The 20,287-nt window shown below is 38.7% G+C and carries 19 protein-coding genes; 9 read left to right on the top strand and 10 right to left on the bottom strand.

Features of this window, described 5'->3' with window-relative positions:
• Positions 1-56: 56 nt before the first annotated feature.
• Both DC53_RS15900 and pepB read right to left on the bottom strand, forming a co-directional pair.
• Positions 57-623, bottom strand: coding sequence for a phosphoribosyltransferase (locus DC53_RS15900; RefSeq protein ID WP_007377478.1), 567 nt, complete (start codon positions 621-623; stop codon positions 57-59).
• A gap of 189 nt (positions 624-812) precedes the next feature.
• Positions 813-2,108: an aminopeptidase PepB gene (gene pepB, locus DC53_RS15905; protein WP_007377479.1), complete on the bottom strand. Its 1,296-nt coding sequence runs from the start codon at positions 2,106-2,108 to the stop codon at positions 813-815.
• A gap of 123 nt (positions 2,109-2,231) precedes the next feature.
• On the opposite strand from pepB, the gene sfsA reads away from it, so the two are divergent.
• From sfsA to DC53_RS15945, 8 genes are all read left to right on the top strand, one after another.
• Positions 2,232-2,951: a DNA/RNA nuclease SfsA gene (sfsA, locus tag DC53_RS15910; protein ID WP_007377480.1), complete on the top strand. Its 720-nt coding sequence runs from the start codon at positions 2,232-2,234 to the stop codon at positions 2,949-2,951.
• Between the two features lie 304 nt (positions 2,952-3,255).
• The gene (dksA, locus tag DC53_RS15915; RefSeq protein ID WP_007377481.1) at positions 3,256-3,699 is read left to right on the top strand and encodes an RNA polymerase-binding protein DksA; all 444 of its coding nucleotides are present in this window, start codon (positions 3,256-3,258) and stop codon (positions 3,697-3,699) included.
• Between the two features lie 20 nt (positions 3,700-3,719).
• Positions 3,720-4,664 carry a tRNA glutamyl-Q(34) synthetase GluQRS gene (gluQRS, locus tag DC53_RS15920; RefSeq protein ID WP_033028718.1) on the top strand — a complete coding sequence of 315 codons (945 nt, stop codon included), beginning with the start codon at positions 3,720-3,722 and terminating at the stop codon, positions 4,662-4,664.
• 146 nt (positions 4,665-4,810) lie between these two features.
• Positions 4,811-6,232, top strand: coding sequence for a polynucleotide adenylyltransferase PcnB (gene pcnB / locus DC53_RS15925; protein WP_007377484.1), 1,422 nt, complete (start codon positions 4,811-4,813; stop codon positions 6,230-6,232).
• 4 nt (positions 6,233-6,236) lie between these two features.
• Positions 6,237-6,722 carry a 2-amino-4-hydroxy-6-hydroxymethyldihydropteridine diphosphokinase gene (gene folK / locus DC53_RS15930; RefSeq protein ID WP_007377485.1) on the top strand — a complete coding sequence of 162 codons (486 nt, stop codon included), beginning with the start codon at positions 6,237-6,239 and terminating at the stop codon, positions 6,720-6,722.
• 30 nt (positions 6,723-6,752) lie between these two features.
• A complete protein-coding gene (gene panB, locus DC53_RS15935) occupies positions 6,753-7,547 on the top strand; it encodes a 3-methyl-2-oxobutanoate hydroxymethyltransferase (protein ID WP_007377486.1) in 795 nt (264 codons plus the stop codon).
• Entirely contained in the window at positions 7,547-8,395 is an 849-nt protein-coding gene (gene panC, locus DC53_RS15940) for a pantoate--beta-alanine ligase (RefSeq protein WP_007377487.1), read from the top strand. The genes panB and panC overlap by 1 nt, the downstream gene beginning before the upstream one ends.
• A 32-nt stretch (positions 8,396-8,427) precedes the next feature.
• Positions 8,428-8,664 (top strand): hypothetical protein, encoded by a 237-nt coding sequence (locus DC53_RS15945; protein ID WP_007377488.1) that lies wholly within the window; start codon positions 8,428-8,430, stop codon positions 8,662-8,664.
• Between the two features lie 96 nt (positions 8,665-8,760).
• Here DC53_RS15945 and DC53_RS15950 read toward each other — a convergent pair whose 3' ends face one another.
• The 6 genes from DC53_RS15950 to epd form a co-directional block, all read right to left on the bottom strand.
• A complete protein-coding gene (locus DC53_RS15950; protein ID WP_007377489.1) occupies positions 8,761-9,729 on the bottom strand; it encodes a PstS family phosphate ABC transporter substrate-binding protein in 969 nt (322 codons plus the stop codon).
• 278 nt (positions 9,730-10,007) lie between these two features.
• Entirely contained in the window at positions 10,008-11,315 is a 1,308-nt protein-coding gene (phoR, locus tag DC53_RS15955; RefSeq protein WP_007377490.1) for a phosphate regulon sensor histidine kinase PhoR, read from the bottom strand.
• Positions 11,316-11,514: 199 nt separating this feature from the next.
• The gene (phoB, locus tag DC53_RS15960) at positions 11,515-12,204 is read right to left on the bottom strand and encodes a phosphate regulon transcriptional regulator PhoB (RefSeq protein ID WP_006791869.1); all 690 of its coding nucleotides are present in this window, start codon (positions 12,202-12,204) and stop codon (positions 11,515-11,517) included.
• A 697-nt stretch (positions 12,205-12,901) separates the two neighbouring features.
• Positions 12,902-13,966, bottom strand: a complete 1,065-nt coding sequence (gene fba / locus DC53_RS15965; protein ID WP_007377491.1) for a class II fructose-bisphosphate aldolase — start codon at positions 13,964-13,966, stop codon at positions 12,902-12,904.
• A 200-nt stretch (positions 13,967-14,166) separates the two neighbouring features.
• Positions 14,167-15,342, bottom strand: coding sequence for a phosphoglycerate kinase (locus DC53_RS15970; RefSeq protein WP_007377492.1), 1,176 nt, complete (start codon positions 15,340-15,342; stop codon positions 14,167-14,169).
• 64 nt (positions 15,343-15,406) lie between these two features.
• Positions 15,407-16,423: an erythrose-4-phosphate dehydrogenase gene (gene epd / locus DC53_RS15975; RefSeq protein WP_002961528.1), complete on the bottom strand. Its 1,017-nt coding sequence runs from the start codon at positions 16,421-16,423 to the stop codon at positions 15,407-15,409.
• 524 nt (positions 16,424-16,947) lie between these two features.
• Between epd and DC53_RS15980 the strand changes: the two genes are divergently transcribed.
• Positions 16,948-18,741, top strand: coding sequence for a putative bifunctional diguanylate cyclase/phosphodiesterase (locus tag DC53_RS15980; RefSeq protein ID WP_007377493.1), 1,794 nt, complete (start codon positions 16,948-16,950; stop codon positions 18,739-18,741).
• Between the two features lie 58 nt (positions 18,742-18,799).
• Here the strand turns inward: DC53_RS15980 and DC53_RS15985 are convergent, their stop codons facing one another.
• Positions 18,800-19,522, bottom strand: a complete 723-nt coding sequence (locus tag DC53_RS15985) for an SIMPL domain-containing protein (RefSeq protein WP_007377494.1) — start codon at positions 19,520-19,522, stop codon at positions 18,800-18,802.
• A 139-nt stretch (positions 19,523-19,661) separates the two neighbouring features.
• Positions 19,662-20,285 carry a 3'-5' exonuclease gene (locus DC53_RS15990; protein ID WP_033028717.1) on the bottom strand — a complete coding sequence of 208 codons (624 nt, stop codon included), beginning with the start codon at positions 20,283-20,285 and terminating at the stop codon, positions 19,662-19,664.
• Positions 20,286-20,287: the final 2 nt, after the last annotated feature.

Below are 20,287 nucleotides of genomic sequence, written 5' to 3'. Positions count from 1 at the left end.
AATTTAATTCGTTAAATTGATCAAAGATTTATGCAGGTTGGTATTACTTATGAATCTTACTTTTCTAGCAAAATATCATGTATTTTTGCAAGGTCAGATTTACCTGCAATAATTTCATCTGGTGTTAAACCCGATAGTTCATGCGGAAACACCAACCACTCTTCAGACTCATGAATATAGTAATCTGGCACTGTATCTACTTTTGAGTTTTTTGGTTTGTAATATGGGCATGCGATACGAATATCACGTGGCAAGTTTAAACGCATAAGCTCTGAAAGTTTTTCTTTTAATGCAACAATACTACGACCAGAATCAAATACATCATCAACAATTAATAATGAATCGCCTGCATTCGCGTTTTCAACTATGTAATGTAAACCATGTACTTTAATTTCTTTCGATTGTTTACCAATACCGTAATAAGACGAAGTACGTACTGCAATGTGGTCAGTCTCAATGCCTTTGTAATCGTAATATTCTTGAACAGCAATACCGATCGGTGCACCACCTCGCCAAATACCAATAATAAAATCAGGACGAAAGCCATCTTGGTATACTTGTGCCGCTACGCGGAACGAATCTTCAAGCAGTTGTTGAGCTGTGATGTAGCACTTATCTGACATAATTAGAAACCCCAGTGGTGGATATAACGCTTGAGCGCAGCTTAGAGTTAAGCAGAAATTAAACTCAAACAGGTATTGGCGACGGATTTTACCGCAAATGAAATAAAATTGCTTGCTTCACGTACAAAAAAATAGACACCAAGTGGTGCCTATTCATTCAAAGTATAAAAAGCATAAATTTAGTAAATACTATGCTTTTTCTAGTAAAGTTCGCGCAACTGTACGCATACCTTGAGTAGTTGCACCCGCTGCCCACTGGCTTGTGCTGCCCATGTTAAACGCAGCGGCTAAATCTATGTGTACCCAACCTTTGCCGTCGTTTGGCACAAAGCGTGATAAGAAGCCAGCCGCATTTGATGCACCGCCGTAACCGCCACCCTTTTGTGCACGGCTATTTGCCGTATCAGCATAAGGAGACGGGCAGTTTTGTTGATGCCATTTTTCAAGAGGCAGTGGCCAAGCAGCTTCCATTTCTTGAGATGCAAAACTTTCAACTTCGCGTGCAAGTTCTTTATCAAGTGCAAATAAAGCATTGTACTCTTGGCCAACAGCAACAAGCGCTGCTCCAGTTAGTGTTGCTGCATCAATGATAAGTGGAGCGCCAGTCTCTCCTGCTGCCATTAAGCCATCAGCAAGTACTAAGCGACCTTCAGCATCAGTGTTTACAATTTCAACTGTCGTGCCATTTTTATAAGTAAGAATGTCACCTAATTTGTATGCATGGCCCGAAATTAAGTTCTCAGCACAACATAAAAACAGTTTAATGCGCTTTTCAATACCACGGTTAATAGCCAATGCTAAACCTGCGGTTACAGTTGCAGCGCCGCCCATGTCGCACTTCATACCAAGCATACCTTCGCTTGATTTAATTGAGTAACCACCTGAGTCAAACGTAATACCTTTACCTACAAGCGCAGCACTTACTGGTGCATTTTCATCGCCTGTTGGGTTGTAATCAAGCTCAAGCAATACTGGTGGGCGTTCACTGCCACGACCAACAGCATGGATACCAATCCATTGTTGCTCTAGTAAGGCATCACCTTTAATAATTTGGTAACTTACATGCTCAGGCGCTAATGATTGAATAAACTCAGCCGCTTTTTCTGCAAGGCTTTCAGGATAAATGTCATCGGCAGTGCCGTTAACCATTTCACGAGCCCAAATTGCTGACGTTTTTAAGTGAGCAAGTTCTTTAATATCTGATTGTGCGTTATCAACAAACTCAACACCGTTTAACGATTTTGGTGTTACAAAACCTTGATAAAAAGCCCACTGACTTTCTGTACACCAGGTATCGCCTGCTAGTTCAACGTTTTTAACGCCTTGGCTTGCAATAGTACGGCCTGCTTTTTGAACATTTTTTAATGTGTCTTGCTCAGATAAATGAACAGTTGCACCGCGCTCGTTAAAAGACAATGACGCATTATCGCCCCAATGACTCGCTGCTGCTTGTTCGCTTAGTTGAACAACAAATTTTTCACTCATGTTAGAATACCCTTGCACTTAAATGTGCCACCGAGTTTACTATAGAGCGCTTAAGTTCCCAACAGCTTGAGATAAATAACATAAACCACACTGCTGTGCAGTATTTACGCTTTGGAATTTATCATGAAGTACACGCCAACTCTGCAACCTGCCACCTTATTAAAGCGCTACAAACGTTTTTTAGCCGACCTACAATTAAGTGATGGCAGCGAATTTACCGCCCATTGTGCTAATACAGGTAAAATGACCGGATGCGCAGAGCCGGGTTTTACTGCTTTTTATTCAACGAGCGATAACGCAAAACGAAAATACCCACATTCATTAGAGCTGACGCAAAATAATTTATCGCAGCTTATTTGTGTAAATACAGCGGTGGCCAATAAAGTAGTAGAAGAAGCAATAAACAATAATGTGATAAGCGAGCTACTCGACTACAGTCAATTGCAAAGCGAAGTAAAGTACGGCAGTGAAAATAGCCGCATAGACTTTTTACTCACAGACGAAAATAAACCTGATTGCTACGTAGAAGTTAAATCAGTCACATTACTAAGCCAAGATGCACCACAAAGTGGGCAAGGCTACTTCCCAGATGCGCAAACACTGCGCGGACAAAAACATATTCGCGAACTAATAGAAATGATCGAACAAGGTCACCGAGCAGTATTACTGTTTGCTGTTTTGCATGAAGGAATAAATACAGTAAGTGCAGCTGCGCATATTGATGAAAAGTACGCCATGCTATTAAGCCAAGCAATTGTGGCGGGGGTTGAAGTATTAGCATACAAAGCAAAGATTTCAGCAAATGAGGTTTTGCTTCATAAAAAAATAGCATTTGTAAAATAATGTATAAATACAAACAATTAAACTAGTCTTACTGTTGAAATGACAAAGACTCGAAAATAGTCCTTGTTAAATTGTACAAATCAGCTTGTTTTTAAAACTTTTGCCCACATAACTAGGCAAGTTTTAAAGAGCGAATACATGAATTAATAAAAGTGTAAATAGACTATTAATACACTTTTTGATCAGTGAACATGGTTGAAGCTAATTCGATTAATTAAAAATAAATTTGCCTAGGGTATAAGATTCTGTTATTTATACCGCCGGCTAATGCTGAGGCATTAAATTAAGGATTTAGGAGAGAGTTATGCCAGACCAAAAGAAACATGGTTTATTGGCTCAAGCCGGTTTAGAACCATACCAAGAAAAACCAGGTGAAGAGTACATGAATGATGCACAACGTGCACATTTTAGAGCGATTTTAGAAGCTTGGCGTAATGATTTACGCAATGAAGTCGACCGTACTAAATCGCACATGCAAGACGAAGCTGCTAACTTTCCTGACCCAGTTGACCGCGCTGCACAAGAAGAAGAGTTCTCTTTAGAACTTCGTACTCGTGACCGCGAACGTAAATTAATCAAAAAAATTGAAAAAACAATTAACCTGATTAAAGAAGATGATTTTGGCTTTTGTGAGTCTTGTGGCATCGAAATTGGCATACGCCGCTTAGAAGCGCGTCCTACTGCCGATTTATGCGTAGACTGTAAAACACTTGCAGAAATCAAAGAAAAACAATCTGGACGCGGCTAATTAACCTCTATTAATTAGTTATGTCTCCTACAGCCGTTACTGCGCCAGTGCGTAAATATCGCGGTCGTTTTGCACCGTCTCCTTCTGGGCCATTACATTTTGGCTCACTTGTGGCGGCTGTGGGTAGTTACCTTGATGCAAAAGCAAACAAAGGTAAATGGTTAGTCCGTATCGAAGATATAGACACTACGCGCGTTGTAAAAAATGCCGACTCCGATATTCTAAATACCTTACACGCTTACGCCCTTTACTGGGACGAACCGGTTGTTTATCAAATACAGCGCTTGCCTTTATATCAAGATATTACCCACTCACTTTTAAAACAAAAGCTTATTTATGGTTGCACCTGTACTCGCAAACAAATAAAAACCATTGGTGGTATTTATCAGGGGCATTGCAAAGTACTTGATCACAGCACTGAATCCGGTGCACTTCGCTTAGTTCAACAACATCCAACGACTCAATTTAGTGACTTAATCCAAGGTGATATAACGGTAAATAGTCCCCTTGCCCATGAAGATTACTTAATTAAACGTAGCGATGGTTTATTTGCTTATCAGCTTGTAGTGGTTGTTGATGATATTGATCAAGGGATTAATCGAATTGTAAGAGGTGCAGATTTAATTGAACCTACTGCTCGGCAAATTAGTTTGTTTAAACAACTCAACAGCCCTGTACCTGAATTTGCTCATTTACCTTTAGCGGTTGCCAAACCTGGCTTTAAACTGTCTAAACAAAATTATGCACCCGCAATTAGTAAAAACAATCCAAAACCTGCATTAATCAGTGCATTTGAGTTTTTAGGACTACCTGTAATTGCTGATCTAATCGATTTAAATATTGAACAATTAGTCGCTTGGGGAGTTAAAAACTTTAGCTTAAAACAGGTGCCACACGTTCCCGAAATACAGATTTCTCAGCATCCGACGAGTCAAGCCATCCAATTTACTCAACTAAGTAAATAAAAATCGCTAAAAACGGCTTAATTTCAACACATCAACTTAATTTTTAAACCCTGCTGGTATATGATAGCCGCCTAAATATATGCTATTTACGTTAAACAGCTTGTACTGGGTTATAACTTCCCTATTTGCTGTAATTTTTGATTGCGATGACAAGTCAATCAACACCTTCTAGGAGACAGACTATTATTTCCAAGCTTTTTCAATTTTGCCGACAAATAATCGGCCCGAATACCAGTGCAAAAAGCGCTTCGGTAAGCAGTGAACCTATTGTTGTCACTCGTGGTGAGCATGGTATTTCGCGCAAACAATTTAGCCCAAATGCAATCAAAGTACTGTACCGTTTAAAAGATGGTGGTTACGACGCCTACCTAGTTGGTGGTTGCATTCGCGATATATTGTTGGGCCAACAACCAAAAGATTTTGATGTAGTAACCAATGCAACGCCAGATCAAGTAAAGAAACTTTTTAGAAACTGTCGCTTAATTGGTCGTCGCTTTCGCTTAGCACATATCGTATTTGGTCGTGAAATTATAGAAGTCGCAACGATGCGCGGACATCACGAAGCGCCAGAAGATAAAAACCAAATAAGCCAATCGAGCGATCAAGGTCAATTACTACGTGATAACGTATTTGGCAGTATTGAAGAAGATGCAGAGCGCCGCGACTTTTCAATCAATGCACTTTATTACTCAATCAATGATTTTAGTATTCATGATTACGCAAACGGCTTAGCTGCAATTAAAGCCAAACAAATTGAGCTCATTGGTGACCCTGAAACTCGCTACCGTGAAGACCCTGTTCGTATGTTACGTGCAGTGCGTTTTGCCACTAAACTTGATATGAGCATCGCACCGAAAAGCGAAAAACCAATTACAGAACTAGCAAGTTTGCTTGATAACATTCCGCCAGCTCGCTTGTTTGAAGAAGTACTTAAACTGTTTTTAAACGGTAAAGCTGAAGCTAACTTTTTAATGCTGCGTAAATACGGTTTATTTAAATCGCTATTTCCAGACCTTGATAGCATTTTAAATAAAAAGCCTGGTGGGCTAGAGCACACACTTGTTCAGCAAATGTTTCAAAACACCGATGAACGTATAAATGCCGATAAAAAAGTAACACCTGCATTTATTTTTGCAGCGCTACTTTGGTTTCCATTATTAGCACGAACTAAAGAAATTCAAGAACAAGAGCAACTCGTTGAATACGATGCTTTTGCTCAAGCAATGAATAAAGTATTGAGCGATAGCGCTCAGCACATTGCAGTTCCAAAACGCTTTACACTAGGTGCTCGCGACATTTGGCATATTCAGCACCGTTTAGATAAACGAGCAGGGCAACGCGCTTACAGACTAACGCAACAGCCTCGCTTTAAAGCCGCTTATGACTTTTTGTTATTACGTGTTGATGCAGGTGAAACACAGCACACCGAATTAGCACAATGGTGGACACAGTATCTAGGCCAAGACATTAACGGCCAAAAAGAGATGGTTAAGAACCTAGGTCACCCTGGCGGTCCTAAACCACGAAAGCGCACACGCCGTCGTGCACCTAAAAAGCCTGCTGAGTAATACCATGCATTGTGTTTATTTGGGTTTAGGTGCAAATCTAAACTCACCAAAAGAGCAGCTTGATAACGCCGTTATTGCGCTTAAAAAGTTGCCTCACTGTGAATTTATGAGCGTATCGCATTATTACGCCAGTAAACCTATGGGTCCACAAGATCAACCCGACTACATAAATGCCGTTGCATGTATTAAAACAAGCCTTGAGCCAGAGCAATTACTTGATTTAACACAAAGTATAGAGCTTGAGCACGGTCGAGTTAGAAAAGCAGAGCGTTGGGGGCCACGCACTCTTGATATAGACACCCTATTATTTGATGATCAAATCATAAATACACAGCGCTTAACCGTGCCTCATTATGGTTTGAATAATCGCGAGTTTGTAGTGTATCCACTATTAGAGCTTACACCTGAACTTATTTTACCTAGCGGCGTTGCATTAAAAACCATTGCAAAAAATTTACCGCTCAACGACTTACAACAATTACCTCTGTAATTAACCTAGGCTCAGCCTGCGAGGAATATTATGTCTAAAATAACTGTTTCTACTTTAAATAAAATGAAAGCAGAGAATAACAAAATTACTGCGTTAACGGCATACGACGCCAGTTTTGCAAAGTTATTTCATGATAACGGCGTTGAAGTTATTTTAGTGGGCGACTCTTTGGGCATGGTACTTCAAGGTGGCGATGACACGCTTGGCGTAACCAATCAAGATATCGCATACCATACACGTTGTGCGCGCGCTGGTAGTCGTGAATTATTTGTAATTGCCGACCTGCCTTTCATGACCTATTCAAGCGTAAGTGATACCTGTAAAAATGCAGCTGAGCTTATGCGCGCTGGCGCAAACATGATTAAGCTTGAAGGCGGAGAATGGCTTTACGAGAGTATTAAAACACTTACTCAACAAGGTATTCCAGTTTGCGGGCATTTAGGCCTTACACCGCAGTCAGTGCATGTATTTGGTGGTTTTAAAATACAAGGTCGCGAAGAAGACAAAGCACAAAAAATGATTGATGACGCAAAAGCACTAGAAGCTGCTGGCGCACAATTATTAGTACTTGAATGTATTCCTAGTGCATTGGCAAAACGCATTACAGACGCTCTAAGCATCCCAACTATTGGTATTGGTGCTGGTAGCCTAACTGACGGCCAAATACTGGTAATGCACGATCTAGTCGGTATTTCAGCTGGGTATATTCCTAAATTTTCTAAAAACTTTTTGCTCGAAACAGGCAATATGCCTGCAGCCGTTCAAAAATATTGTACAGACGTTAAAAGCGGTGCATTTCCTTGCGCTGAACACGAGTTTAAATAATGCAGTCAATCACTGAAATAAAATCATTACGCAGCCAAATTAAAGCATGGCGACAAGCAGGTCTTAGCGTGGCATTAGTACCAACTATGGGAAACTTACACCGAGGGCATTTTTCGCTAGTCGAAAAAGCAAAAACACTGGCCGACAAAGTGGTTGTGAGCATTTTCGTAAACCCTATGCAGTTTGGTGCTAACGAAGATTTAGATAACTACCCTCGTACACTTAACGAAGACAAACAAGGTCTTGCTGAGCTTGAAACCGATATTGTATTTACTCCAAGCGTAGAAACAATCTATCCTAACGGACTTGGTGCACAAAGCTTTGTCGATGTGCCTGACATTTCATTAGGCTATTGCGGTGGTTCACGCCCAGGGCATTTTAGAGGCGTTGCAACAATCGTTACTAAGTTATTTAATCTAGTACAACCTGATTATGCCTGCTTTGGTGAAAAAGATTTTCAACAGCTGCAAGTCATTAAAACCATGGCACGCGACTTATCAATTCCGGTTGAAGTGATTGGTGTCCCTACAATGCGAGAAGTTTCTGGCCTTGCTATGAGTTCACGTAATGGTTATTTATCTGAAGCGCAAAAAACGACTGCAACCGTATTATTTAAAACGCTTAATACATGCGCAGAACAGCTAAAAAGTGGCGAGAAAGACTTCGTAAAACTTGAAAGCTTAGCTAAACAGAGCTTAGAGCAAGCTGGTCTAAAGCCAGACTATTTTGAGATAGCTCAACGAGATACATTAAAAACTGCTACACTCAAAGACACCAAGTTTGTTATTTTAGCTGCTGCCTATTTTGGTAATGTTAGATTAATCGACAATATTCAGGTCGAAATTTAATATTATTGCGACTCCATTTTTAAGGATTAAACATGCACAATTTAATAAAAACAAGCGTAGTTGCCCTTACTTTTGCATTTTTAGCTGGTTGTCAAAACCAAATACAAAGCCCTGAACTTAACCAGTGTGCTCAACAAAACTATCAATGTGAAACTACCTGTGAACAGCAGTCAAGTGGCGAAGGCTTAAAGCAACAAGTATGCTCTGGCAAATGTGTTGAAAGCTACAATCAGTGTAAAGTACAAGCCGAAAAATTAGGTGGTATATAAGCGTTTAAAATACTTGGAGCTGTTTATCTTTCAGGCCCTTAATTTTAGGCACAAAAAAACCGCTCAATGAGCGGTTTTTTTATTGCTTATAGTTTATTAATTTAAACCTAGCTTTTTAAGCTCTACTTCTACGAGCTTTGCCGAAAGTGGTACATAACCATCTTTTTCTACAATTTGTTGACCATCTTGCGAAAGCACCATTTTTAAAAATTGTGCTTCGATAGGCGCTAATGGTTTATTTGGGTGTTTATTCACGTAAACGTATAAGAAACGAGATAGCGGGTATTTACCTTGAGCAACGTTATCAAGAGTCGCATCAACAAAATTACTGCCTTTTTTAGCCAATGGAACAGTACGTACACCCGACGTTTTGTAACCAATGCCTGAGTAACCAATTGCATTCAATGATGATGAAATTGATTGTACTACCGATGCAGAGCCTGGTTGTTCATTTACGTTGTTACGAAAGTCACCTTTACACAATGCTTTCTTTTTAAAGTAACCGTAAGTACCTGATACCGAGTTACGTCCGTAAAGTTGAATATCTCTTGCTGCCCAGCTACCAGTTAGGCCAACTTCACTCCAGCGGTTAACTTGCTCTGGTGCACCACATTTACGAGTCGATGAAAAAATAGCATCTACTTGGTCAATGCGAAGACCTTCAATTGGGTTATCTTTATGAACATAAACCGCTAGCGCATCAATAGCAACGCGCACTTCTGTTGGTTTATAACCGTAACGTTTTTCGAACGCTTCGATTTCTTTTGATTTCATTTTTCGGCTCATTGGGCCTAAGTTAGCTGTACCTTCAGTCAATGCAGGTGGTGCAGTAGAAGAACCTGCGGCCTGAATTTGGATATTTACATTTGGGTAAATACGTTTGTACTCTTCAGCCCAAAACGTCATCATGTTGGCTAAAGTATCAGAACCTACCGATGAAAAGTTGCCTGAAACACCACTAATTTTTTGATATTCAGGAATGTTTTTATCTAGTGCAACTGCTTGCGCAGATACGAAAGTTGTAACAGCCACACCCATTGCGGCAACTAAATTTTTAAATTTCATGTCGGGTTCCCCGGTTTGTTCGTCTCATTTACTAACTGTTGCCCACTCTAAAGTGAGTAGATGACAGTTAGATTGCTATTAAGTGACACTTTTATGACTTTGCTTTTTATACCAATTCGCTTAATTCGTTGTTCTACTTTGAGATAAGAAAGTTGTGTTGATAACAAGGCAAAAATTTCGTTATTTAGTTGTTATATATAAGAAATTTTTAACGCAGCTAGCACCAGGTTTAATCCCTCAAATTGATTAAGTATTATTGCGAATTGGTATTTGTATAATTACTTAGCCAACGGAACTATCTTATCGATCGAAAAATCAAAAGAAAAACATGAACCTTTGCCTATTTCACTGCGAATATTTAATTTGCTATCGTGGCGCGTTAGTACATGTTTTGTGATCGCAAGGCCTAAACCCGATCCCCCTGTTGTTCTGCTTCGTGCTTTATCTACCCGATAGAAGCGCTCCGTTAAACGATTAATATGCTCTGGCGCAATACCATCACCGTTATCGGTAACACTAAAACAAGCACGATCACCTTTATGCTGCCAGCATACCTGTACTTTGCCGCCAGCTTTGGTGTAATGAATAGCGTTAAAAACGAGATTAGAAAACGCGCTACGTAGTTCATCCTCAGAGCCTTTAATATCTAAAGTCGCATCAATATCAAAAACAAGTTCATGACCTTTATCCTGATTAATTGATTGTGCTTCGGTTTGAATGTAACCAAGCAACTTCGGAACATTAATTGCTTTATCGTTATCTTGACGCCTAGCACCTTCTATTCGCGAAAGTGATAATAACTGGCTAACCAAGCTATCCATGCGCTTACATTGCTCAAGCATCGTTTTTTGTGCCTTGCCCCACATTGCTGGCGGCGGCATCATATCGCCATCCATCATTTCAAGATAGCCAGATACCACTGTAAGCGGCGTACGTAGTTCATGTGATACATTGGCTACAAAGTCTTTACGCATTTGTTCAAGCTGCTTTAAACGTGTTACATCACGCACAACGACCATTAGCTGTGTACTTGCATATGGCATAACCCTAAATTCAAGTACTTGCTCAACCGCATGTCCATTATCAAGCTCAAGGGCATCATCAAATTCACCTTTGTGCATGTATTTAGCAAACTTAGGTTCGCGAACCAAGTTATCAAGGCGCTGACCGTGATCTGTTGGCCACTGCAGGCCAAGCACCTTAAGTGCTAGTTGATTACACCACACAATACTTAAATCATTTTGCAGTACCACAACAGCATCAGGTACAGCTTCTGCCCCATCGCGAAAGCGCCGAATTAAATCAGCAAGCTCATTACGCTTTTTACGATTGCGGTGCTGTAGATGATAAATGCCTTCGAATACTTGTTCCCACGCACCTTCGCCCTCGGGTGGATTAAAACTGCGTTGATTAAGTAGCCAATCGCTCAAGCGATAAAGCTGATGATAGTGCCAAATAAGGAGGGAAAAAGATCCTAAAAATAAAAGCAAAAATGGCGCGCCAACCAGCACACCAATTAATAGTAAAGGTAAAAAATAGATAAACAGACGTTTTACTAACGCCTGCTTATTAACAACTCGATACATACACTCACTTTACCTTAGAGTAGTAATACACACGCACGTTATACCAACTGGCTTATAAATGGGGTCTATTTAACGATAAGGAAATTGCGCTATAACTAAGCAAAAATTTTATTTCTAGTTGTGTTCTAAATAAAATTTTTAACAACGTTATAGAGTTATTTAACTCGTTAAATTATTCAAATATTTATGCAATTTGGTATTACAGCTTACTTGAAAAACGATACCCAGCACCACGTACAGTTTGCACCAAACGGTCATGTCCAAGTGGGCCAATTGCTTTACGCAGGCGACGAATATGCACATCAACCGTACGATCTTCGACGTAAACGTTAGTTCCCCATACATGATCAAGCAGTTGTTCACGGCTATAAACACGCTCTGGGTGGGTCATAAAAAAGTGTAGCAATCTAAATTCGGTTGGCCCCATATCAAGCTCGTTACCTTCAGAGGTAACACGGTGAGAAATAGGATCTAAGCGCAGGCCATGTACTTCAATAGCTTCCTCTAATGAGGTTGGCGATACACGGCGAATAACTGCTTTAATACGCGCCATAAGCTCTTTAGGGGAAAACGGCTTAGTGACGTAATCGTCAGCCCCTACTTCAAGACCGCGTACTTTGTCTTCTTCTTCGCCACGGGCTGTAAGCATAATAATTGGGATTTGGCGGGTATGTTCATTTTGCTTAAACTTTTTCGCAATTTGAATACCGCTGCCACCTGGCAACATCCAATCAAGTAAAACCATGTCTGGATAAGGTTCAACCATAGCTGCAATTGCAGAGTCATAATCTTCTGCTTCAATCGCCTGAAATCCATTTTGCTCTAAAACAAAAACCAGCATCTCCCTGATAGGAGCTTCGTCATCTACGACTAGTACTTTACGTGACATTCCAATTTATCTCTTACGCTATCGAATTAGTTTTCATTATTATGACTAAGTATGACATTTTTATGAAAGTGTAACGTGTAAATTAAAATGGTGGTAAAAAAAACACAAATTAGTGATAAATAACCTCATTAACGTCATATTTTTAAAACCTTTTTAATATTTAACGCAATAAAAAGAGGTTTACGATAAATTTATAAAATATTTAACTTTGACACTACCTGCTTTTTTGTGATTATTTAAATAACACCTAACTAACTGGAATCATTATTTTACTAACCAATGTTTTTTTCAGATCAGCGACTTAAAAGTAACCTTAAAGCCATTTCAAAATCAACAAACCCGCCTGTGCAACCATCAATACGTTTAAAAATAGATCTAAATTTTACTAAGCCTTAAATAAAGGATCAGATTTTTACCAAGCCGATCCCCCCTCAGATCAGAGTTGTACTTAGTCAAAGCTATAAGTTGTTGATTGTTTGTACAAATAAATAACGATCAGATTATTTCAAAGCCTAAAATAGCGTCAAAGTGTACTTTTCTTAGTAAAATAATGATCCAAAAATAGCTATGTTAGTAAATGCGTGATCCCAAAGTACGGTGTTGGTAATACAGTGATCTGATCAATAAACCGTAATCTGCAATATAAAAAGGGCTAACATTAAAAAAGCCAGTAACAAAGTTACTGGCCTAGTATCGATTATCTAATTTTAGGGTCTAGCTCACCGCTTAAATATTTAAGATGCATTTCATCAAGTGAAATTGGCTTAATTTTACTCGCCTGACCAGAGGTACCAAACGAGTTATAGCGTGCAACACAAATCTCTGTCATTGCTTTAGTTGCTTCAGCTAAGTATTTACGAGGATCAAAGTTAGATGGGTTTAACGCCATGTGACGGCGAATTGCACCGGTAGAAGCTAAACGTAAATCAGTATCAATATTTACCTTACGAACACCAAACTTAATACCTTCGACAATTTGCTCAACAGGCACACCATAAGTTTCTGGAATTTCGCCACCATACTGATTAATAATTTCTAACCACTCTTGTGGAACCGAAGATGAACCATGCATCACTAAGTGCGTGTTAGGAATACGTGCATGAATCGCTTTAATACGGTCAATCGCTAAAATGTCATCTGTTGGTGGGCGCGTAAATTTATAGGCACCGTGCGAAGTACCACATGCAATTGCAAGTGCGTCAACGTGTGTTTTATTTACAAAGTCAGCCGCTTCTTCAGGATCTGTTAGCATTTGCTCAGTGGTTAATATGCCTTCTGCGCCAACGCCATCTTCTTCGCCAGCTTCACCTGTTTCAAGTGAACCAAGTACACCTAGCTCGCCTTCAACCGATACGCCACAGGCATGCGCCATAGCAACAGTTTCGCGCGTTACTTCTACATTGTATTCGTAGCTTGAAGGGGTTTTACCGTCGCTCATTAGCGAGCCATCCATCATTACTGATGAAAAACCAAGCTGAATTGAACGCTGACATACACCTGGCGATGTGCCGTGATCTTGGTGCATAACAACGGGGATATGTGGCCATTCTTCAACGGCTGCTAAAATCATATGACGAATAAATGGAGCACCAGCATAAGCACGTGCGCCCGCTGATCCTTGCACGATTACTGGGCTGTTTGTTTTGTCAGCCGCTTCCATTATTGCGCGCATTTGCTCTTGGTTATTAACGTTAAAAGCAGGTACGCCGTAACCATGCTCTGCTGCATGATCTAAAAGTTGTCGCATACTGATTAAAGCCATTGGGTATTCTCCAATTTATCGACAGTAGTTCCCTACCATCTAGTTTGAACGGATGTGTTAGTTTGGCGTTATAACAACGCCACGAAAAACCACTGCTTTGCAGTAAAATTCCGTCTAAATTAACTATTAAATTAGGGTGAGAGGTATTTAATAATTAATTGTCGGTGAGGGCTATTACCCCTCACCTTACGCGACTAAAATTACTTAGCGCGCGATTCTAGCATTTCAACTGCTGGCAGTTTTTTGCCTTCTAAAAACTCTAAGAACGCACCACCACCAGTAGAAATATAAGATACTTTATCGGCAATGCCGTATTTATCAATGGCGGCTAAGGTATCACCGCCACCCGCAATTGAAAACGCATTTGAGTTAGCAATTGCTTGTGCAATAGCACGAGTGCCATTACCAAACTGGTCAAACTCAAACACGCCTACTGGACCATTCCATACAACAGTGCCTGCATTTGCAATAATTTTTGCAAGCTTGCTCGCTGTATCAGGGCCAATATCAAAAATCATATCGTCGCTTGTTACTTCGCTTACATCTTTAAGCGTAGCTACAGCAGATTCAGAAAACTCATTACCAACAACTACGTCAGTCGGTACCGGAATTTCACCATTATTAGCAATCGCTGCTGCACATAAACGGTTCGCTTCATCCATTAAATCAGGTTCGTAAAGCGATTTACCAACTGGGCTACCTGATGCAGCAATGAAGGTATTTGCAATACCACCACCGGTAACCAACTGATCGACAATTTTAGAAAGTGAATCTAAAACGGTTAATTTAGTTGAAACTTTAGAACCACCTACAATCGCCACTAATGGACGAGCGGGGTTATCAAGTGCCTTGCCTAATGCTTCAAGTTCAGCCGATAACAGCGGACCTGCACATGCCACATCAGCAAATAAGCCAACGCCATGGGTAGATGCTTGTGCACGGTGAGCCGTACCAAATGCATCCATTACATATACATCACACAGTGCTGCTAATTGCTTAGATAGCGCTTCGTCGTTTTTCTTCTCGCCTTTGTTAAAGCGCACGTTTTCAAAAACAACCACTTCGTTATCAGCAATATCAACACCATTTAGGTAATCTTTTTCTAAACGTACAGTTTGCTCTAGGGCATCGTTTAAGTAATCAGCTACAGGTGCAAGCGAAAACGCTTCATCGTATTCCCCTTCCGTAGGACGGCCAAGGTGTGACATAACCATTACTTTAGCGCCTTTCTCAAGGGCTAGTTTAATAGTAGGTAGTGCTGCACGAATACGCGCATCTGACGTCACTTTACCTGCTTTAACTGGTACATTTAAATCTTCACGAATTAATACGCGTTTGCCGTTTAAATCTAAATCTACCATTTTTATGACCGACATGAACATCTCCTTAGTTAACGATACTGAACCTGAAAAATACGTTTAAAATTATTATATTAATAAATTACTTATTCACTGCCATCATAGCACGCGCGGTGTCGAGCATACGATTAGCAAAACCCCATTCATTATCACACCATACTAATAACTTTATCAGTCGTTTGTGACTAACACGTGTTTGTGTGCCATCAATAATACAAGAATGTGGGTCGTGATTAAAATCAACCGATACAAGCGGCTCTTCGGTATAACTTAAAATACCTTCTAAGCGATCTTTTGCTTGTGCTTTAAGTGCATTATTTACTGCGTTTAAATCTACATCGGTATTAACCGTTACACTTAAATCCATTGCCGTTACATTTATAGTCGGAACTCGTACGGCAATGGCCTCAAAACGACCTTTAAACTTAGGTAAAATACGGTCTATACCACGGGCGAGCTTTGTATCAACTGGAATTATTGATTGGCTTGCAGCGCGAGTACGGCGTAAATCATGATGATAACCATCAATCACTTGTTGATCGTTCATCGACGCATGAATCGTTGTAATAGCGCCCGACTCAATACCAAATGCATCATCTAATACTTTAATAACCGGCACAACACAGTTAGTTGTACACGAGCCGTTAGACACAATTGTATGCTCGCTTTTAAGCTCATCGTCGTTAATACCATACACAATAGTGGCATCAACATCGTTATCGGCCGGATGCGAAAACAACACCTTTTTAGCGCCTGCTGTAATATGTAACTGCGCATGTTCGCGCGAGTGATAAACACCTGTACATTCAAGTACAACGTCTACATCGAGCGTTTGCCAAGGTAATTCAATTGGGTTTTCTTCACAAAAAAGTGCAATGGTATCGCCTGCAACACTAATGGTGTCTTCACCAAGTTTTACAGGAAAAGAAAAGCGACCGTGGGATGTGTCGTATTTTAATAAATGAGCAATAGCTTCAGGATCAGCAAGTTCGTTAATCGCAACAATTTTTATATCGTCGCTCAAACCAGACTCGTATAACGCGCGGACAATATTTCGACCAATACGACCAAAACCATTAATTGCAAGTTTGATTGCCATGAAATATAAAATCCACTCTTTTAGCGTGCAGATAAAGGCAATATGCCTTTTAGATGGCTGTATTGTAATCGACCTTGCATCTGATTATAAGAGGGAAGCATTAGAAACTTTAAATTAAGAGTAAAGTACAAATATATTTCAAAACATTTAAGTTACGTAATCATCTAGCAGCTATGACTTAGATACCTATTTAAAACAACCTGCCATCCTACTACCACCATAGTATTTGACCGCTGATATTGGTTTATCGTGTATACGATTAAAGTTGCCAAACCAATTGCTGTAAACAAGCCTACTAACAAAACTAAATGACCAGAGCTGTTTTTCGAGAAAATCTAATCCATTTATCTTAGCAAAAGGAAATCTATGAGGCTCAAATAATATGCTATAGATAATGAGTTCTATTAAATCACATTATTTTACAAAATGTATCACCCTCTCTGTGTTCCCCGGCTGTATCTCCTACTCTTGTTCGTGTTAATATTAGGCACAAATAACAACATTGTTTATTTTCAGGGTTATTAATGGCTACAAATAAAAATTCAAATAGAGTATACATTATACTCATGTTTTTAGGCATGGTCCCTTGGGCATCTTATACATACTATCACTCTATGTATGGTGCATCAGAGATGGCTTGGTTTTGTCTTATTAATCTAATATTTCTTTTATACTGTGCAATAACAGCTGTTCGTTATGGTTTGAAAAGTTATCATAAGAAGCTTTTAACTTATATTTTAGGGCTTGGTATTATATATACATCTTATTATTTTGATGTGCGGGGAATTGTTTACCTCTATCCTTTTATTATCGTGATGTACTATACGAATACGACAAACAAAGCTCTCTTAATTAGCTTGATTTTCGCTATAGCTTCGTTATACGCAGTTAGTTTCCAACAAGTTATCCGAGTAGTCATTGGTTTATCTATTAGCATTTCGATAACTATAATTATCTCATATTTATATTCGAAAAACTTGAAAAGAAATGAATTGAAATTAATTAAAGAAGCTAACAAAGACTATCTAACAGGTATTAATAATAGGAGAAGTATTACTTTTTGGATTAAGCATCAGTTTAAAAATTTAGAGCCCACTACACAGCTTGTTTTCTACTACATAGATATCGATAATTTTAAACGGGTAAACGATACTTATGGCCATACTGTCGGTGACTTATTGCTTAAAGAAATTAGCCAAAAACTTATTACATTTATAGATGAAGTAAAAACAAATAAAAATGTCCTCGATGGTACGGTATCAAGAGTCGCAGGTGATGAGTTTATAGTTGTATTGAAAGTCTCGAATAATAATTTTCATATTACCGAAACAGCCAATGAGTTATTAAAAAAAATTAATTTATCAATGTATATAGAGCGTGTAAAGTTCAAATTAGATGCTTGTATTGGAGTATCAACAACTAACGATCTCAAATTAACACCTTTACAGGCAATTAGCGATGCTGATCAAGCTATGTTCAAAGCTAAAAAAACGGGGAAAAATAGAATAGAGTTTTTTAATGAAAAATTATCAAATGAACTAGTCGTCAAAAACGAAATTATTATAGCACTGGACCGCGCGATAGAAATAAAGTCCTTTTTTCTAAATTTCATGCCTATTTATAATTCTAATGAAATGATTGGTGTAGAAATACTAATTAGAAATGACGACGAAATTTTAAAAAAACATGGGCCAGATAAATATATTCCTATAGCGGAGGAAGCAGGCCTAATATCAAGAATTGACTTTATAGTAATTGAAAAAGCATTTAATGAAATAAAAAAAATATTACCAATAATTAAAAATAAAAAATTCTTTTTTGCTATAAACATTTCAGCTTTGGAGCTAAATTCAGAGTCTTTCATTGGGAAAATACTTAAATTAATAACAAAGTATAATATTCCCCCCGAAATAATCGAGTTTGAAATAACAGAAACAAGCTTAATAACTAGAGAAGAAAATGCAACTCGAACTCTAGAACAATTAAAAAATGAAGGCTTTAAGTTATCCTTGGATGACTTTGGCACTGGATATACAGCCTTTAATCAGTTGCAAAACTATCCGGTTAACACTTTAAAAATAGATCGTAGTTTCATTAATAACATTAATGAAACTACGATAAGTAATAAAAATAAGAACTCTATGGTTGAAGTGATTTTGTCTTTAGCTAATTTATATGATTTAAATGTAGTGGCTGAAGGTGTTGAAACTGAATTTCAGTTAGATTATTTAAAGTCATTAGGATGCCATTTTTTTCAAGGATATTTATTATCAAAACCTATCGATATAGATGAATTTAAATCCAAATTGTTTTTATAAAAAAGCTAAAAATCAAACAAAAACAAATTCGTTAAAGAGTTCCCCGTACTTACTGTTATTATTTTACGTCTAAATCAAACACCACGTTTATTGATGATGTAAAAATTATTGTTTCATCCACATACCGCACCTGTTCGAATGGATTTGAGTTAGCACCAGAACCTGGAAAAATTAAACTATTAACATTATTAGTAGGGTATCTTTGATGATTAGCAGTTGAATTAATACTATAAACTTTTCCAAGTTCAACGCCAAATGCTTTAGCAAGCATGCTTCCTTTAGCTATTGCGTCATCTACTGCAGCTTGTGTTGCCTGCGCCTCTAACAACTTTGCTTTTGAAGATAAACTCTCGATTGCTATAACATTATTTATTTTTAGACTTTGTGCAAATTCAATAAAACCATCTATTTTTTTAATATCGTTTATTGTTACTTTAACCGTTTTTAGCGCTAAGTATTTATCGCCTGAAACAGTCCCCGTTTCTGTACCAATAATATTGTATACATTGCTTTTTAAACCAGATACAAAAATATCGTCTTGCTCAAAACCGTATTTATCGACTCCTTCAAGTAACAAGTTAATCTGGGTATCAAGATCTCGTTTAGCCTCAAGCAACGTATCTTTAATGCTCGTTACTTCAAAAGAAACTTGAGCCATGTCAGGCTCAACTAATATCTCAGCAGTCCCTTGAACCGTAATATGACGATTTGTAGCTAAGCTTGAATTAGCAAAAGTGATGAGTGGGAATAATGTTAGAAAAATAGTGATAATGAGTTTCATATTCGTTCCTTGAAGTAATTAGTTAGATAATGATTACGCAACTGTACCTATAGTCATACGGATAACAATAAAAGTAAACTGCTCTTTATTGTAGGCGGGAGTTTATTTCGCACGGCATAAAGCCCCGCCTACAGCCAACCTACGTCAACTCGCCTACTTTTAGCTCTTTACCACGGCTTATTTGATGGCACTGGGCTAGCAGTAACTCGGCAGTGGCTTGTGCATCGGTCAGTGCATGATGACAATGATAGCTTGGTAACTCATAACGTATACGACAGGCATTAAGGGTTAAATCATCTTGCTTTATTTCAGATGAATGGTTGAGTAAACGCTTTTTCTCGATGTGGAGGGTGTCGAGTATCAGTTTAGGCCGCGTTGTTATATTGGCATTTTTTAGGGCTATTTTTAAAAAGCCCCAATCGAGCATGGCATTATGAAACACTAAAATACAATCACTAAAGTGGCTACTTAGTTGCGTTAGTATACTGTGTAAACTTTGCCCTTTTGCTACCGCATCATCATTTATACCGTGATAAACAGGGCTTTGTTCGAGGCTTATAACGTCTTTATTGATAATGTGCTGCGACTCACTCATTTTTATACATTGATTATCTATTACCACCCACGCTACCGATACAATTTCGTGCTGTTTTGCATCAAGGCCAGTGAGCTCTAAATCAATCACTAAGTAACGCTGTTGCAAGGCATTTTTGCCTAGTAATTTACGGCGCTTTAAGTACCGAGTGAGCAGCTTTTTTACCATGT

Origin of the sequence: Pseudoalteromonas fuliginea (genome assembly GCF_000690055.1) — a bacterium.
GTDB classification, from domain to species: Bacteria; Pseudomonadota; Gammaproteobacteria; order Enterobacterales; family Alteromonadaceae; genus Pseudoalteromonas; species Pseudoalteromonas fuliginea.
Note: the sequence above shows the minus strand (reverse complement) of the source record. Positions and strands in the feature narration are given on the sequence as shown.

Bases quoted from the DNA above. Each gene is read 5' to 3' on its own strand.
- DC53_RS15990 (WP_033028717.1), bottom strand. From the start codon at position 20,285: ATGGTAAAAAAGCTGCTCACTCGGTACTTAAAGCGCCGTAAATTACTA.
- panB (WP_007377486.1), top strand. From the start codon at position 6,753: ATGTCTAAAATAACTGTTTCTACTTTAAATAAAATGAAAGCAGAGAAT.
- pepB (WP_007377479.1), bottom strand. From the start codon at position 2,108: ATGAGTGAAAAATTTGTTGTTCAACTAAGCGAACAAGCAGCAGCGAGT.
- panC (WP_007377487.1), top strand. From the start codon at position 7,547: ATGCAGTCAATCACTGAAATAAAATCATTACGCAGCCAAATTAAAGCA.
- epd (WP_002961528.1), bottom strand. From the start codon at position 16,423: ATGGCAATCAAACTTGCAATTAATGGTTTTGGTCGTATTGGTCGAAAT.
- DC53_RS15985 (WP_007377494.1), bottom strand. From the start codon at position 19,522: ATGAAACTCATTATCACTATTTTTCTAACATTATTCCCACTCATCACT.
- folK (WP_007377485.1), top strand. From the start codon at position 6,237: ATGCATTGTGTTTATTTGGGTTTAGGTGCAAATCTAAACTCACCAAAA.
- DC53_RS15980 (WP_007377493.1), top strand. From the start codon at position 16,948: ATGGCTACAAATAAAAATTCAAATAGAGTATACATTATACTCATGTTT.
- sfsA (WP_007377480.1), top strand. From the start codon at position 2,232: ATGAAGTACACGCCAACTCTGCAACCTGCCACCTTATTAAAGCGCTAC.
- dksA (WP_007377481.1), top strand. From the start codon at position 3,256: ATGCCAGACCAAAAGAAACATGGTTTATTGGCTCAAGCCGGTTTAGAA.
- fba (WP_007377491.1), bottom strand. From the start codon at position 13,966: ATGGCTTTAATCAGTATGCGACAACTTTTAGATCATGCAGCAGAGCAT.
- DC53_RS15970 (WP_007377492.1), bottom strand. From the start codon at position 15,342: ATGTCGGTCATAAAAATGGTAGATTTAGATTTAAACGGCAAACGCGTA.
- DC53_RS15900 (WP_007377478.1), bottom strand. From the start codon at position 623: ATGTCAGATAAGTGCTACATCACAGCTCAACAACTGCTTGAAGATTCG.
- DC53_RS15945 (WP_007377488.1), top strand. From the start codon at position 8,428: ATGCACAATTTAATAAAAACAAGCGTAGTTGCCCTTACTTTTGCATTT.
- phoR (WP_007377490.1), bottom strand. From the start codon at position 11,315: ATGTATCGAGTTGTTAATAAGCAGGCGTTAGTAAAACGTCTGTTTATC.
- DC53_RS15950 (WP_007377489.1), bottom strand. From the start codon at position 9,729: ATGAAATTTAAAAATTTAGTTGCCGCAATGGGTGTGGCTGTTACAACT.
- phoB (WP_006791869.1), bottom strand. From the start codon at position 12,204: ATGTCACGTAAAGTACTAGTCGTAGATGACGAAGCTCCTATCAGGGAG.
- gluQRS (WP_033028718.1), top strand. From the start codon at position 3,720: ATGTCTCCTACAGCCGTTACTGCGCCAGTGCGTAAATATCGCGGTCGT.
- pcnB (WP_007377484.1), top strand. From the start codon at position 4,811: ATGACAAGTCAATCAACACCTTCTAGGAGACAGACTATTATTTCCAAG.